Annotated in this window: 11 protein-coding genes; 9 read left to right on the top strand and 2 right to left on the bottom strand. The window is 63.0% G+C overall.

Annotated features, from left to right (window positions below):
• Positions 1-50 precede the first annotated feature (50 nt).
• Genes SOM39_RS02255 through SOM39_RS02225 form a run of 7 tightly spaced genes read left to right on the top strand, consistent with a single transcriptional unit; the run spans position 51 to position 11627 of the window.
• Entirely contained in the window at positions 51-656 is a 606-nt protein-coding gene (locus SOM39_RS02255) for a hypothetical protein (protein WP_320457346.1), read from the top strand.
• The gene (locus tag SOM39_RS02250) at positions 656-4417 is read left to right on the top strand and encodes a Laminin subunit alpha-2 (protein ID WP_320457345.1); all 3762 of its coding nucleotides are present in this window, start codon (positions 656-658) and stop codon (positions 4415-4417) included. Before SOM39_RS02255 ends, SOM39_RS02250 begins: the two co-directional genes overlap by 1 nt.
• Positions 4414-4830, top strand: coding sequence for a hypothetical protein (locus SOM39_RS02245; RefSeq protein WP_320457344.1), 417 nt, complete (start codon positions 4414-4416; stop codon positions 4828-4830). Before SOM39_RS02250 ends, SOM39_RS02245 begins: the two co-directional genes overlap by 4 nt.
• A 3-nt stretch (positions 4831-4833) precedes the next feature.
• The gene (locus tag SOM39_RS02240; protein WP_320457343.1) at positions 4834-8439 is read left to right on the top strand and encodes a hypothetical protein; all 3606 of its coding nucleotides are present in this window, start codon (positions 4834-4836) and stop codon (positions 8437-8439) included.
• Entirely contained in the window at positions 8436-9428 is a 993-nt protein-coding gene (locus SOM39_RS02235; RefSeq protein ID WP_320457342.1) for a hypothetical protein, read from the top strand. Before SOM39_RS02240 ends, SOM39_RS02235 begins: the two co-directional genes overlap by 4 nt.
• Before the next feature lie 3 nt (positions 9429-9431).
• Positions 9432-9818, top strand: coding sequence for a hypothetical protein (locus SOM39_RS02230; RefSeq protein ID WP_320457341.1), 387 nt, complete (start codon positions 9432-9434; stop codon positions 9816-9818).
• 6 nt (positions 9819-9824) lie between these two features.
• Positions 9825-11627: a hypothetical protein gene (locus tag SOM39_RS02225; RefSeq protein ID WP_320457340.1), complete on the top strand. Its 1803-nt coding sequence runs from the start codon at positions 9825-9827 to the stop codon at positions 11625-11627.
• Positions 11628-12228: 601 nt separating this feature from the next.
• Here SOM39_RS02225 and SOM39_RS02220 read toward each other — a convergent pair.
• Positions 12229-13050: a hypothetical protein gene (locus SOM39_RS02220; protein WP_320457339.1), complete on the bottom strand. Its 822-nt coding sequence runs from the start codon at positions 13048-13050 to the stop codon at positions 12229-12231.
• A gap of 449 nt (positions 13051-13499) precedes the next feature.
• On the opposite strand from SOM39_RS02220, the gene SOM39_RS19265 reads away from it, so the two are divergent.
• Positions 13500-13925: a BLUF domain-containing protein gene (locus SOM39_RS19265; RefSeq protein WP_414715837.1), complete on the top strand. Its 426-nt coding sequence runs from the start codon at positions 13500-13502 to the stop codon at positions 13923-13925.
• Positions 13926-14150: 225 nt separating this feature from the next.
• Here the strand turns inward: SOM39_RS19265 and SOM39_RS02215 are convergent, their stop codons facing one another.
• Complete coding sequence (locus SOM39_RS02215) at positions 14151-14465, bottom strand: hypothetical protein (protein WP_143584464.1); 315 nt, start codon at positions 14463-14465, stop codon at positions 14151-14153.
• A gap of 4 nt (positions 14466-14469) precedes the next feature.
• Between SOM39_RS02215 and SOM39_RS02210 the strand changes: the two genes are divergently transcribed.
• Positions 14470-15180, top strand: a complete 711-nt coding sequence (locus SOM39_RS02210) for a response regulator transcription factor (protein ID WP_320457338.1) — start codon at positions 14470-14472, stop codon at positions 15178-15180.
• Positions 15181-15204 lie beyond the last annotated feature (24 nt).

The following is a 15204-nucleotide window of genomic DNA, read 5'->3' as shown; positions in this document are numbered from 1 at the left end:
GGACGCGGCGGTGCCCCTTGGGTGCCGCCGCTGTTGCGCACGGTGCGCTGATGGCCCGTAGCTCCACGTTCGGGCGGACCAGCGCGGGCGCTCTGGCTCGCTTTGCCGCGTTGGTGGACGGTTTGAGCAAGACCGCCATCGCAAAAGCCGACTCACGTTCTATCGCGTCGGTGCGCCGGCGCTTTGAGCCAGCGGCGAAGAGAGCGATCAGAGAGGTCTACACCGTCCGCGCGGGTGACCTGAGTGGACGCTTCAGCGTCCGCTCTGGCCTCGGTGAAGAGGGGGAGTACCTCTCCCTCAACGCGTCCACCAAAAAGCTGCCGCTGATCGGGTTCGGCGGGCGCTGGGGTGGTCGCAAGACTGCCGGTGCCACCGCAGGTATCCAAGTGGGCATGCGCAAGGTCTACACCTCTGCGTTCATTGCGCGGATCGGTGGCCAGCGCCGGATGGTGGTGCGCCAGTTCTCCCGTGATGCCACGGTACCGTCGGGACGCGATGGACGTCGCAAGCTGCGCACCCTCACGGGGGCAAGCGCCTTCCAGATGGTGATGGGCGAGGGCGAGGTTGTGGCCAGCAGGCTGGCTAGGGAAATGAATATGTATCGCAGTACCGAACTGATCCGCCAGCTCGCGCTGGCACGAAAGAGGAAGCGTTGATGGCGGGCACGGCTGCATTTGAAGAAGCCCTTAGGCTAGTCCTTGAGACCAGCGGCACCGAAGGCGTGGACGATCTGCGTCAGGCCCTGGTCGACATGGGGGTTGCAGCCGAAGACGTAGGCGCCGATACCGCGAAACTGGTCGACAAGCTCGCCGCCCTCAATGCCACCGCCGGGAAAGCGGAAGCGTTCGAGAGCATGATGCGGACGCTGGGCGAGCTGGAACAGCGGTTTGACGCCAACCAGCGTGCCGCACTGGAATTGGGCCTAAAGATCGGCGAGACGGTCACGCCCTCTAGGGATCTGCTTAATGCCCAGAAGGCACTCCGCGCCGAAGGCGACAAGCTGCAGGCCAGCCTGAGCAAACAGTGGCAGGCGGTGGCCAAGGCAGATGCCGAACTGCGCGAGCTTGGGGTGGACACGAGCCAGCTGGCAGCCGGCCAGCAGCGCTTGCGAACCGAGGCCACGCGCACCGCGCAGGCCTTCACCGAGCAGGCCAAGGCTTCGGCCCAGGCTGCGGCCGAGGCTCGCAAACGCAATGACCAGATTGAACAGAGCGATGCAGGCTTCCGCGCGCAGGCCAAGGCAAGCACGGCCGCGGCGGAGGCCCTCAAGGCATACCGTGAGCGCGCTAACCAGGCTACGCGCGACACTGCGGAACTGGGTACCGCCGCCGAGGCCACCGGTTCGCTGATGAACGCGCTGAAGGGCGTGGCGGCCACGGCCTTGGGCTTCATCGGCTTCAGCAAGATCGCCGATGGCATCAAAAGCATTATCACGGAGGGAAGCGACGCCGAGCAGGAGTTGGGCCAGCTAGAAGCGGCGCTGGCGGCCACTGGGCGGCAGAGCGAGTTCACCGCCGAGCAGCTGGCGCAGATGCGTCGCCAGCTTCAGGGCGGGCTGTTTGATGACGGTGAAATCTCCAAAGCCCAGGTTCGCCTGCTGTCGTACACGAATATTGTCGGCGAGCAGTTCCCTGCCGCCATGCAGATCACAATCGACCAGGCCCAGCGTCTGGGCATGAGCTTGGAACAGTCGGCAGAGGTTGTCGGCAAGGCGCTGCAGACGCCATCGAAGGCGATGGAATCGCTTAGCAAGCAAGGCTTCACGCTGGATGCGAGCCAGAAGCAGCTGATCACTCAACTGGAGGCGACCGGACAAGTCGCACAGGCCCAAGCCATCATCCTGGACTTGTTGGCCGAGTCGTATGGTGGCGCCGCTGCCGCAGCAAAGGTGGGCACCATCGCCGGGCTGTGGATGGCTGCGACCGAGCGGTTCAAGGACTGGAAGCAGGAGGTCGCCGACCAAGGCGTGCTGGTCTACTTCAAGTCGCAGCTCAGTGAGATGCTTGCGCTTGCCGACCGCCTCGCCAAAGACGGAACGTTGACCCGGTGGGCCAAGCAGACCGCCGATGGCATCGTGACCATGGCCAATGCTGCCCGTACGGCGACCAGCTGGCTGGTCGAACATGCAGGCGCCTTGGCGACGCTGGGTAAGGCCTTCGCAACCTTCGCGATAGTCCGTGCAATCGTGCAGATGAATACCTGGCGTATTGCGCTGATCGCGTCTACTCGTGCGCAGATCGCCAACGTCGCCGCCATGGATGCGGCTGGCAAGGGCGCCCTGACCCTGGGCAACATTCTGAAGTCATTGCCTCGCGCAGTACCCATCACCATTGCTCTGCTTGGGCTGGAGCTAGTCAGTAAGGGGCTTCAGTCGATGGGGCAAGCCCTCGGCGAAGAGATGGGCAAGTGGAGCCAGGCCAGCAAGGATGCCGGCGCCGCGGTCACACTGATGCGTGAGCAGATGTATCTGCAGGGCGTGGAGTACAAGAAGCTCGCCGTTACCGTGGCCTCGTACGGGCAGGTGTCAGTCAAGACCTCGGCCGAGGTAGCGGCCATGGGTGAGGAGGAACGCAAGTCATATCAGGCCCGCCTTGACGGCCTCAAGAAATACCTCAATGCGCAATTCGGATTCCTGTTTACGCAGAAGGAACTGGGCCTAGCCACGGAGGAACAGCTGGCCCAGTTGGAGCAGGTCAAGTCTCGGCTGACAGAAGTGGGTGCCGGCTACCAGGCGCTCTCGGCGGGGTCGCGTCTAGCGGGCGAGGCGCTCAAGACGGGTATCGGCGCGGGCGCACAGCTGGTCGTTGAGCAGCTCAAAGGGATAGGGGGCGACGCCAAGCTGGCCGTGACCGAGATCGGCAAGCTGTTCCAGAGCCTGAACTACTCCGACTCCAATTCCCTGGGCAACGTAGGCCTGGCTCTCGCGTCGATAGCGGAACAAGGCGCAGGCGCCGCACGGAACGTGCGCGACGGGTTGATGGCGACCCTGCAGCAGCTCAGCGGCGAAGAGCTATCCCGGTTCCAGGCCGCCGCCCAAGCTGCGTTCAGCTCGCTGCCCTCGGCGGCGGCGAACACGGCCGTCGTGCTCGAACAGACGCTCATGGCCGCGATGACCAAGCTTGGCGTATCGGCGGACCGCATGGGAGCGAGCTTCACGGCTGCCGGGCGAGACGCTAATGCTGCCTTCGGCACTGTGGTCGAGAACGCCTTGTCCACGAGCGCTCAGATCGAGGCGGCCTTCAAGTCTGCGCTGGGCAAGGTGGCCACCTTGGATGAGGCTAAGGCCCTGGGCGCGCAGCTACAGGCCGCCGGGCAGCAGGGGAAGGTTGGTTTTGACCAGGCTGAGCGTTCAGCGTCGGCCCTCAATGCCCGCATCCGCGAGATCACCAACGCGATGAACCCGCTGAACGATGAGTTCGGGCGGCTGGGTATCCAGTCACAAAGTTCGCTCAATGCTGCCCGGGACTCGGCGAAGGAGGCGTTTGAAGCTATCCGACGCGGGGCGGCTTCGGGCAAGGCGAGCGTGGAAGACGTTCGGCGGGCGTTCGCCGCGTATTCCAACACGGCCAGAGCGGCGGTCGCCAATAGTGATAAGTGGAAGCAGGACCAAGTAAACGCTCAGCTGGAGATCCAAGGCGCGCTGTACTCAACGAACGCTGAGTTTGATAGGCAGGGCGCAAAGGGCGCTGCTGCCGCGCAAGCGGTGGTTCAAGGGAGCAGCGAAGCGGTCGCGTCTCTGCAGCAAGTACAACAGGCAGCTGCCGGTGCGGCCGATGGCGTGGCAGCAGTCGGGGACGCGGCGGGCGGCGCGGGTGGGAACCTCAAGTCCGCGTCAGCGGCTGCGAGCGGCTTCTCTATGGATATGGGCCAGATATCGGCGAAGACGCGGGAGCTGCTGAGTCAGATGAACGGGCCGCAAGGCCTGCAGCAGTTCGCCAACATTTGGAACGGGCTGGCAAAACAGCGGCGCGAGCTACAGGCCTACAAGGAAGGGCTTCAGGGAGTTGCGTTGGGAATGGATGAGATGTCCAAGAAGCGACGTGAACTAGCGTCGCGTTTTGACCTGGTCGGCGAAGGCGAGCTGGAAGAGCTGGTGCAGCTGGAAGCACAGATCGAGGCGAAGCGGGCGGAGCGCCGGCGCGCGGCGCGCCAGGATACCCAGGATCGATTGGATGCGGCCAGACAAGAGGCGGAGCTGCAGGCAGCCGCAGACGCAAAGCGCATTGGCAATAACGCGGGGGATGGCGCGGCAGTGGTGCGAATAGAGTGGGTTGCCCCCGCGCGCTCCGTTGTCGCCAGCGCATCCGCTGCGGAGCGCGAGCAGGCAGAGCGCATTGCAGGGCTGGTTACACCGCTTGTGATTGAGAAAGTGTCTCGCAGCAAGAGTGTCTCGGTTCGTGGGGGTGCCCGCCGATGAGCCGGATCATCCTGGCCGGAATAGAGCTGCCCGCAGACCTGCAATGGACGGACGAGTTCACGTCCTGGCGAGTAGGGCAGCAGGTAAAGACTAGCCTGAAAGGCGCACGCATCGTGCAGGAGTCCGCACTGCAGGCCGGTCGTCCCATCACGCTCCAGACCCAGCGCGACGGAACTTCCTTCGTCGCGCCCATATCGCTCGCCGTGCTCCGTGCACTACAGGCCAGCGAAGAGCAGCCGCGCAATGACGCTCTGCCCTTGGTACTCCCTGCGCATAACGGGGGAGATCGATCGTTCAATGTCCGTTGGCGCCGGACTGACGGCGCCGCCATAGAGGCGGAGCCTATCCGCTTCGCAGTGCCGGCGCTGGACGGAGACTATTTCTCAATCACTCTTAGACTGATGACGGTGTAACTGATGACGATTTCTGCGACAGACATCAAGATGCGCCAATCCCAGCGCCTGACCGACAACCCCGACGGCGGCGGACGCATGGTGCAGGCCGAGATTGTGGACGGACAGATGAACAATCTGTTCCCCGATATCGGTGACGAAGAGCGAACCACGGGGCGCGCTACTTTGCGCAAGATGTTCGTGCACGTGGATACCCCTGGCACGGACGTGCTCAAAGATGCCATCGGGGTGCTGCTCGACCCGCCGACCGATCCGAAGGTGCAGGTAAGCATGTTCGCCACGGGGAGCTACAGCGACGTGCGCAGCGACGCGCGTAACCGCGTGGAAAGCTACATCACGCGGGGGGTGGAGTCGCGGTACGTGCTGCTGAGCAACCATTTCATTGGGCAGCAGGCATTGCAGTTCTACTGCATGAAGGACGCGCCGAGCCCTGACATCAACGACAACCTGTGCCTTTTTGTGACAGCCGCGGGTTATGCCCCGAACGAACAGTATGTGCGGGTCAAGAGCATCCTGTCGCGCTCGACGCGGACCTTCTACGACGACCTGGGCGCATTCGAGCGTGACGTGATTATCGTCGAGACGGTCACTGCACTGCTCTACGACTTCCCTGGCCAGGAGGCCGTGCGCTTGAGCAGCATCAAGCCGCCGACGCGCATCTATGAGACCAACGTGGTCGAGGCCACCAGCTACCACAGCGTGAAGCGCCTGACTGCGGCTGCCAAGCCTGGCGACCTGTCCGTGCAGGTGGACACGCCGTATGTCACCATCGTGCCGACATCCACCGCCGAGACTCCGGTAAGCGATGTCTTGGCTGGTCTGGGCACGATCAGCTACGTGCCATCCGGCCCGGCAGGTGCCCTTGCGTTGAGCTTCAGCACCAACTTCCCGGCTGGAATTCCGGTCACGCGGTTCCTTGGCACTCCGATGGTGCTGGGCTCAGTGAAGGTCTTGGCCGGCAGTGTTGAGCTGTCGGACGATGGGGCGGGCAATCTCACCTCGTCCAGCGCGTCGCCATGGACCGGCTCAGTCGATTACCTGGCCGGATCGATCACCTTGATCAGTGCCAATGCGGTTGGATTTGCGAGTGTCAACGTTACCGCCAGGCCGGCCGGTGCCATTTCCGCGCAGGGCTTCTCGGATGAGATCACTGTTACCCAGAACAACCAGGGCTACAACTGGCTCTTCCAGCTGACCCCACTCCCGGCGGCCGGGACCGTTGTGGTGGACTATCGCGCCTTGGGTAAGTGGATCCGCCTGCAGGACAATGGGCAGGGCCAGCTGGTGGGCAAGCCAGGGCAGGGCAGCGGCTCGGTGAACTACGCAACCGGCGCGGTCGTGCTGACTACCGGGGCCCTCCCAGACCTGGACAGCAGCGTAATCCCTAGTTGGGGCACCCCGGTACTCGCTGAGTCGCGCACAGGCGACGTGGCCATCGAGCCTCCAGCCCTGCACTTCATGCTGGAGAACACAGGTATTGTCCCGGGCAGCAGCTCCTTTACGCTTCGCGTGGGCGGAAGCACCGTGGCCGTTTCAGACAACGGCGTTGGTGCGCTATTGATAGGCGGAGTCCCTCGCGGTTCGATCTCCTACGCCACGGGCGAGGTGGTAATTCGCCCGATAGCTCTCCCGGATGCGGACAGTCAGGTAGTGTGTGACTACGAGTACGGCGAAGCCCTAACTGCAACCGCGCAGCCTGTCCCGGATGCGGCGGGTGTTGTGTCGGTCCAGATCCCGAACGGTCCAGTGCGTGCCGGAAGCCTTCGACTTGACTGGTTGATCTCAGTCTCCAAGGACACTCAGGGGATGCCCAGTGCGCCGCAGGTGATGCGTGTCGTGGCAAAGGATGACGGCAAGGGCAACGTCGTTGGGGTACAGCTTGGCTCGCAGGCGATGACGGCGACCTTGGGGTCGATCAATTACGCAACGGGCGCCCTGAACCTCCAGGCCGGTAAGTTCACGGTCCACGCGGTCTCGATTCCGCTTTACCAGGTCAATCCGGGCGGCACGCTCAAGATCGCCGGCTACACCCGAAAGGACGTCGGCGCCGATTTCTCCGCAGGTACGATGATCTCACTGGGATGGATGGTTGCGGGCGCGGCGCAGATGACGTCGACCGAAACGCTGCCCTTGCCACCGGTGCAGCTGCTGCTCACTCCGACCATCAGTGACAGCATTGTGCCGGGAAGTCTGCGGTTCACCTACAAGGGGCGCACGTACGTCGACCGCAATGGAGGGCTTTACTACAACATCGATCCAATGTCCGGTGCAGGTGTGTACGGCGGCGCCATCGACTATTCAAACGGCGCGGTGACCTTGACGCAATGGGTTCCCGGCGGGACAAATGTCGTAACGGTGCAATCCCTGCTCACGCGCATCGCTGACCACGGCGTGGCAGGTGTTTACTTCCGTGCCCCGGGCTCGCCCCTGCGTCCGGGGGTGTTCACGCTGAGGGCGGTGGTGGTGGACGGCACCCAGCTGGCGGCAACGGCGGACGTCAACGGTAACATCAGCGGCCCACAGGTGGCCGGCACGATTGATTGGGAAACGGGCGTGGCGAAAGTTGCCTTCGGTCAGCTTGTGCCGATGGCGGGTAATGAAGGCGCGCCGTGGTTCGATCCTGCAGCGGTGGTTGGCGATCAAGTTTGGAAGCCTACCCTGGTGCTGCCGGGTACGGTCTACATTGGCGCTGTGGTGTTCCGCTCCATCCCGCTGTCGGCGGTAGTGATCGGTCTGGAGTCGGTGCGCTTGCCCGCAGACGGCCGCGTGCCGGCCTTCAAGTCTGGACAGACGGTCCTGATCCACCATACCGCCAAGCACTCCATCGCATCGCCTCAGGCGAATCAGGTAGTGCCCTTCGGTCGTACCCATGTGGCTGCCGTGGAGGTGGTCGATGCTGCTGGAACGCCCGTGGACAGCGCCTGGTATGAGTATGACCTGCAGCAGGGGCGGCTCACTTTCAGCGACCCGCTCAACCTGTCGGCTTACCAGCTGCCAATCGTCGTCTCTCATCGGGTGGAGGACCGCCGGTTGGTAGTCCAGCCGCAGATTACTGGTGAGATCGAGATCAACACTGGCCTCACCCATGACTATCCCCCAGGCGAGGCGCTGATCAGCACTGCGCTGCGGCTGGGTGAGGCAAATGGGTCGCTCGACCTGCAGGCCCGCGTGGTCAACCTGTTCGATCAGAGCACTTGGACCAACAGCTGGACGGACCAACTGGTTGGCAGCGCGGCGCCGGGCACCTACAACGACACGGATTTTCCTCTCCTGGTGACCAACAGCGACACCATCACTGAGCGCTGGGCAATTCGTTTCACCAATGCCACGCAGTTTGAGGTGATTGGTGAGACGGTGGGTGTGATTACCACTGGAAGCATCAGCGCGGACTGCGCACCTCTAAATCCACGCACCAATCGGCCCTACTTCACGATTCGCCGCCAGGGTTGGGGAACTGGATGGGCTACCAACAACGTGGTGCGGTTCAACACTGTTGGTGGCCTGGCCCCGGTTTGGATGGTTCGTACGACCCTTCCTGGTGCACCCGAAGGGATCGTTGATTCCACCCGTTTCATGGTCGTTGGCAACATTTCAGGAGATAACGCATGAGCTTGATCCCTAACGTATACAAGAGCACCGATCCGGGCGCACCCCAGCTTTCCGGCCAGCCAGGTTCGATGGCCATGCTGTTCGATGCGTTGCTGGTTGACGGCTACGGCAGTGGTGCCAATCAAAAGCCCGGTATGGGCTGGACCAAGGCCTTCACCGGCTCAAACGTACGGGTCTTCCGAAACGCATCCATTATCGGTACCGGATTTTTCCTGAGGCTGGACGATACCGCTCAGCGTTCAGCGTTGCTGCGCGGATTTGCCACCATGTCGGATATCGATAACGGCTCGGATCCCACCCCGGCAACCTCACTTAAGCCGACTGGTTCACGCTGGGACAAGTCCTCAGTCGCAACGGCCGAGGCTAGGCCGTGGGTGGCTGTGGGTAATGAAAGGTTCTTCTATCTATTTGTGGATACCTCCGGGCAGCTCGCGCAGTACGGAGGCGGGGCGATGCATCCGCACTACGCGGGCGATATTACTTCGCTGAAGCCCGGCGACAAGCACCACTATGTAGTGTCTTACAAGGGCTCGGATAATGAGCTGTCGAGCAGCATCGGATATGGTCTCAGGGGCCAGAGCGGTTGGAGCAACAGCTTCACTTCTGACACGTCCACCTCGTGCTTCATTGGCCGCAACTCAGCGGCAGTTCCGGGAGCTATACGATGCGGCCTGTCGGCAGATGGGTTGTACAGCTCGGGTTCCTTCGGTAGTTCGTCCCAATATCCCCCATACCCCTACGCGGCCAACAACGGACTGCTGTACGCACCCGTGGTGGTGTTCGAGGGTCCCTACGCGCCGCGCGGGTTCCTGCCTGGGCTTTACGCTCCAGTCCATCGTCGACCCTTCCCAGAGATGACAGTGGTGAGCGATGTGGGTGGCTTGCCGGCCGGAACTCAGCTCTTGGCGAAGGGGTACATAATCGACACGACCGGCTACAGCGAGACGTACCACGGTCAGGTGCTGATCGACATCGCAAACGCCTGGTGAACCATGAGCATCGTTGCGATCCAATTCGGGTTTCGCGCGTCACCGGTCAAATGGGCGACGCTGGGCGGTGGAGCGTGCTTTGGTGCGCTTGTTTCCACCGCTCAGGCATACGCGGGCAAGGGTTTCCTCGCCGGTGAGGGTCCCTCGGCCTCCGAGCCCGATGCAGTTGATGGCCGCTTCCGCATCCTGAACCAGCCAGCGCAAGGGCGCATATTGGTCTTTGACCGGGGCACGACAAACTGCATCGCGAGCGTGCTCAGCAAGCCGGATGGCACATGGCGGCTCGACCGGCTCGATCCAGCTCTAGTGCTGACCGTGGTCGGCTATGACGACTCGGGGCAGCAGAACGCGGCTGTCCAGGATTGGGTGCGACCGGCGGTGGAGGAGTAGCCGGTGGTGGTCGACGGCACTCATGTCGCGCTCAACCTCGGACCGCTACCTCTGGCGACGGGCCAGCGCGTCGGCCTGAACCTGGGCGTGGACTGGGCCCAAGTGGATCCGCCCGGGCCCACTGTTGAGTCTCTGCGCAACTCCGTGCGCTTGCGGTGGCAAGGCGCGCAGCGCCTGGGCCGACTTTCCACGGTCCGATGGAGGCAGGCCGACAACGGACGTAGCGGTGCGTCATTGGCCTGGAGCCTGCAGCAGGCTGCTGCTGCCTCTTTGGCGGCATTGCTCTGGTCCACCGCCGGAAGCGCCATCGGCAGCGTCAGACTGATGTGGGCCGGGTCGATGGGGGCGCTCCGGGCGAGTCACTCAATCGGCTGGGTTGGGCTTGCGCGAGAGCGCAGGGGCGTGTCGTTGCGCTGGCGCGCCAGTGAGTCGGTTGATACCGGCTGGCAGCTGCCGTATGGCTCGCTGCCGGCCGCCTCCCGCAAGTTGGGCCTGCGCTGGGCGCAGCCCGGCCAGACACGCCAAGCACATGGAATACCGTGGCAGTTACCCGGGCGATGGGCGGTAAAGCGCGATCTGCCGTGGGGCTTGGCCAAGCCGCTGCCGTGGATCGTTCGGCCGCCAGTCGAGCCGCCAGAGCCTGATCCGGATCCGCCCACCCTGCCTGGTAACCGGATCGGGCTAAACCTCTCGTGCCTGCCGCTGGGTGCTCGGGGACTGGCACCTCTAAATCTGGGCGTGGCTGCGTGCTACGTGGTGCGCCCGCATCAAAGGACGTACGTTGTGATCAACAGTATTTCTGTGGTCCGCTTGCCGGACCGGACCCCGATTGAAGTGTCGTCAGTGACGATCACCTCCAGTTGCGACACGTGGGGTTCGACTTTCGACTTCGAGCTGGCAGATGTGGCTCACCTTGCGCTGCTGAAACCGTCAGCGGCCGGGCCCCGCCAAGTGGAGGTGACCCTCAACGGGTATACGTGGACGGCTCTCATTGAGAGCTACAGCAGCCGCCGAGAGTGGGCGAGCAATGGCATAAACCTAGCGGGGCGATCGCGTTCAGCGGTGTTGGCCGCGCCTTACGCGCCAGCTCGTGTCAAAGTCACTACCGAAGACAGAACCGTTGCACAGCTGGTCGACGAGGAGCTGGCCGACACCGGATTCACAGCGTCCTACGACACGGTGGATTGGGTGGTTCCAGGAGGCGCCTGGTTCTACGACGCCACGGCTCCACTGGATGCCATCAGCCGACTCGCCGAGGCCAGTGGCGGTGTGGTGCAGTCCGACCCTGCCGACAGACTGCTGCGCATTCGCGCGCGCTATCCAGAGAGCCCGTGGTACTGGAAGGAGCGTACTCCGGCTCACGTGATCCATGAGGACATTGTCACCAATGAGAGTCTGCAGGTTCGCAGCGCTCCGCTTTATGACGCGGTCGTGGTGACCGGTGAGCTGGCGGGGAAGGGCGTGACCTGCAAGGTTCGCCGAAGTGGAGAAGCCGGCCAGTCGTTTGCGCCCCAGGTCAGCAGTCCACTGATCAGCACCGCCGCCGCCGGCGCCGAGCGTGGACGAAACATCCTGTCGGATCGCGGGGAGCAGGCGTCTATCGACGTCGTGATTCCGCTCTTCAGCAGTCCGGTAAGGGCGGGCGAGACGGGGCGGGTGCTTCCATTGGATTTGGTGGAGGTCGTTGGAGAAGAGGGTACTTGGCACGGTCTGTGCACGGCTGTGCGAACCGAAGCGAGGGCAGGCGACGGCGCGTTTGTCATCGAGCAGACCATCACCTTGGAAAGGCACTACACCGATGCGGACTGAACTGTGGGATCAATTCGACGGGCTGCTCGGTGCTGGGCCACGCCAGCTTGCCACCGTCACCGCTCACAACTCTGACGGGACTAGCAGCCTGAGCACCTACGATGGGCGACAGATGAGGGCAATGGGGCAGCTAGGATCCAGCGTTCCGTACAACGTCTGGGTTCGCGACGGCCGCGTGGTGGAAGCGGCGCCTAATCTGCCGCTGGTGGAGCTCGTTGTGTAGCAATTGTGGCTAAAGCTTTGGCGAACCAAGCTCATGGAGTTTTCTCAAGGGGCCTGCTGCCGCTATCGGCCGCCCTCGGATATTGCAGGTGACTTGGGCCGTATTAGACCGGGAGTGCCGCCACGCATCCGATTCTCAATACTGGCCGTCTCGGGTAGGCGGGTGGCGCAGCAGGAGCTGTGGTCTGCCGGCCGGAATCGCTCGAGAGAGGTCAAAAGCAATGCAGCGGGGGCTGCTACCCGCGTGTCCGGGCTGTGGTGGTGCAAATATTATTGTGTGCTTGGGTTTCATAAGGGCGAGCTATTGCGCTTGCCCCACACCGCCGGAAGCCACCCATGCCGCAGGGCGGTGGGCGGTGGGCGAGGCTTACTTGGCCGGTTAGTTCGGAGCGTCATTGTCCTGAATGACCAGCTGTGCGCAAGCTGGCGGGTCCTCGGCCCCTCTGCATGCCAGCTGCATTGCTTCACGAGCGGCCGGCAGTCGTCCGGCGGTGCGGAGGGCTGACGCCACGGCAGTGCAGAACGCGGCGCTGGGCTGCTGGCGACACAGCTTGGCGACTTCATCCAACTCTGCATCGGGCAAGATCGGTTCGCTGGGCATGTCTTTGGTCAACGCAAATGCCTTGCCCACGGCCTTTGCGCGCTCGGCATCCTCCGCGTGGCGGCAGGCCTCGGCATCAAAGGCCTCGCTGTCTTCCACGCACACCGCTGGGGGGCTGGACGGGACGCTGTCGTTGGCCATGACCTTGGCGATCACCCACGCGCTGCGAGCTTCGCTGCGGTAGTCCTCGATCAACCGGTTGCAGGCGGCGGAAACGCCTTCGCTGCACCATCGCCTCCAGCTGTCTGCGCCGGCCCACGTCATCTGGCCGAAGCAGGTAGTGATATCAGCGCGGCAACTGCCGGCCGGGAATGTCGGCACGGTCTGGCAGCCAGCGTCGGCGTCGAGCGCGTAATGGTGAGTTTCGTCGCTGAGGCTGCGACCATCGCCGCTGACCGCCAGTGTCACCATCCTGCCGCTGGCCGTATTAGCCGCTAGCAACTGGTCGCCGTCGTGCTGCAGGTGGTACGGCTCTGCGGCTTGGCCAGGCAGTTGGCGTTCGCCCTGCACCGCGCTGTATACCCGAAGTACGGCGCCGCTGGACGGGTCCTTGAAGGTGCCACAGTGCGGCGACTGCGCGGCAGCAGGCAGGGCCAGCATGGCCAACAGTGGGAACAGGGCAGCGCGCCAGCGGCGCAGGCGACGGGGGGCAACGGCAAGAAGCACAGCATCATCCTTGATCAGAGAAAAAATAACGCGGGGCGGACCTGCGCCGTAGATACGCAGTAAGCATAGGGCCAGTCAGGCACTTGCGTCAGCCCGCTCCGTACGCTCGGCCGCTTAGGTGCGTTGCTGCGCGGGGCGTTGACGGCGCGGCTGACGCGGTACGCCTCTATCGCCTGGCGGCTCGATGGCCATCAGCATCGCCAGGGCACCCACCGGTTGGGAACCCAGGCTGGCGGGATCTCTAATCGGGCTCTGGATGAATTTTCCGCGCGTACAGCAACCGTACTCCCCAGTCAGCGCAAAACTCGGCGCTTGTGGTACACGTGGCCGCCAAGCCCTGCTAGCCTTTGTAGCTCGGGGCCGACATTTAGGGAGGGCGGTAAGTGCCTCTTGAAGCACTTGTTTACTGCAGCCGAGTTGCCACTGGTATCACCGTCGACCAGATAAATCTCTTAGTGACGGACGCGGCCTCGCATAACTTGACGGCCGACGTCACTGGCGTGCTGTTCTGCGACGGGTTGAGCTTTCTTCAATACATTGAGGGGCCCGCAGACGGGATCGCCGCCACCTATGCCCGGATCCTCGCAGCCACCAGCCATACAGCAATTGAGGTGCTAGGTACGCGGAGTGGAGGCGCTCGCCGGTTCCCTCAATGGTCCATGCGCTGGCTTCCGCTTGAACAGGTGGATTTTCGGATCACAAGGGCTAGTGAATGGCGCGATCTAGCGCGACGGAGAGAAGGAGCCATGTTCCAGGTGCCAACCGGGGTCGACAGAATGGCCACGCTGGTACGGCCGTACTTGAACTAATCGCCGAGCGGCGCGCGCACTGGCAACGCTGGTTGCGCGATGTCTCTTCGCGCGGCCTTCACGCTACGCAGAGGAAATTTTGTCCTGGAACTTGGGGGAGGCATCCGTGCTGCATCGGGTGGCTCATGCTGTGCTGAAGTAGTGGTTGCAGTAGCAGCTCGGGTTACTCAGGCAGGGCAATGAGACTGGCTCAGAAGCGGTCGCCTGCGTAGCCCGGGCTTTTGCCTAATTGTGACCAGAAGATCGTGCGCGCAAGGGTGGCGTGTCGCCTGCCGGGTCTGACAGCGCAGCGGCCGCCTCAATCTGATCGCGCAGGATAGATATTCCTTGTGTTATGGCGGCGCTGTACATAGCGTCGTCGTCCAAGTGAGCGGAGGTGGCGCGTTGTTCAAGACCTTCCGAGGCCGCAATCAGAACTTCTGGGTTGGGGTGGGTGGCTATCAGCAGTCGCAGGCCGTACTCCATAGCCTTGAGGTGCCCCAATATCGCTTGCACTTGAACTTCAAGCGCTTCAATTCGTTCGAGTTCCGGACTACTCACCTTCTTGGGTCTCCTTCCGTCCAGCCTTGGCGAGGGCCGGCTGATGCATGGGTCTAATCCTACGATCATGCTCGCGGGAGCTTCAATCGCCATTGTCGACGACCATCAGATCGTAGCGCAGGCACTGCAGCTACTGGTCGACGGTCACGGTGCGACTTCGGAAGTGTTCACGTCCGGTGAGGCGCTGCTGAAGCGTCTGCCGGAGTCAACTTGGCACCTCATCCTGTTAGATCTCAGCATGCCTGGCATGAGTGGGCTGGAAGTCCTCGAGGAATTGAGGTCCCGCCGATGCGACATTGCCGTCCTCGTCGTTTCGATGCACGACAATCCGGCGTATGTGCGGCGATCCTTGGACCTGGGCGCTAGAGGGTATGTCCGTAAGGACGCTTCGGCCGACCAATTGTTGGAGGCTATCGACAAGGCCACCCATGGCCTGCCTGCCATTAGCCAAGACGCCGCAAGGTGTTTGATTGCGCGGCAGCGTGGCACAAAGCCGTTCCCGTCGAGGGCGGAGATTCTGGTTCTGCGGGAGGTTCTCCAAGGTCATCGCGCGCGCGACATCGCGGTGGCCCTTGGGATATCGAAGCGGACGGTCGAGTCGCATAAGGCGCGCCTCATGCAGTACTACCAGGTCAGGTCAACACTGGAGTTGATCCGGTGCGCGGAAGATGATGGCCTAGTGCGACCGCCCGCATCCCCGAAAATGAACGTTTAAGAATGCACGGTAGGTCGCGATTTC

Source organism: Stenotrophomonas sp. CFBP8994 (genome assembly GCF_034044835.1).
Lineage (GTDB): Bacteria > Pseudomonadota > Gammaproteobacteria > Xanthomonadales > Xanthomonadaceae > Stenotrophomonas > Stenotrophomonas rhizophila_A.
This window is presented reverse-complemented; position numbering and strand designations above follow the sequence as displayed.

Bases quoted from the DNA above. Each gene is read 5' to 3' on its own strand.
- SOM39_RS02220 (WP_320457339.1), bottom strand. From the start codon at position 13,050: ATGCTGGCCCTGCCTGCTGCCGCGCAGTCGCCGCACTGTGGCACCTTC.
- SOM39_RS02240 (WP_320457343.1), top strand. From the start codon at position 4,834: ATGACGATTTCTGCGACAGACATCAAGATGCGCCAATCCCAGCGCCTG.
- SOM39_RS02245 (WP_320457344.1), top strand. From the start codon at position 4,414: ATGAGCCGGATCATCCTGGCCGGAATAGAGCTGCCCGCAGACCTGCAA.
- SOM39_RS02250 (WP_320457345.1), top strand. From the start codon at position 656: ATGGCGGGCACGGCTGCATTTGAAGAAGCCCTTAGGCTAGTCCTTGAG.
- SOM39_RS02235 (WP_320457342.1), top strand. From the start codon at position 8,436: ATGAGCTTGATCCCTAACGTATACAAGAGCACCGATCCGGGCGCACCC.
- SOM39_RS02255 (WP_320457346.1), top strand. From the start codon at position 51: ATGGCCCGTAGCTCCACGTTCGGGCGGACCAGCGCGGGCGCTCTGGCT.
- SOM39_RS02230 (WP_320457341.1), top strand. From the start codon at position 9,432: ATGAGCATCGTTGCGATCCAATTCGGGTTTCGCGCGTCACCGGTCAAA.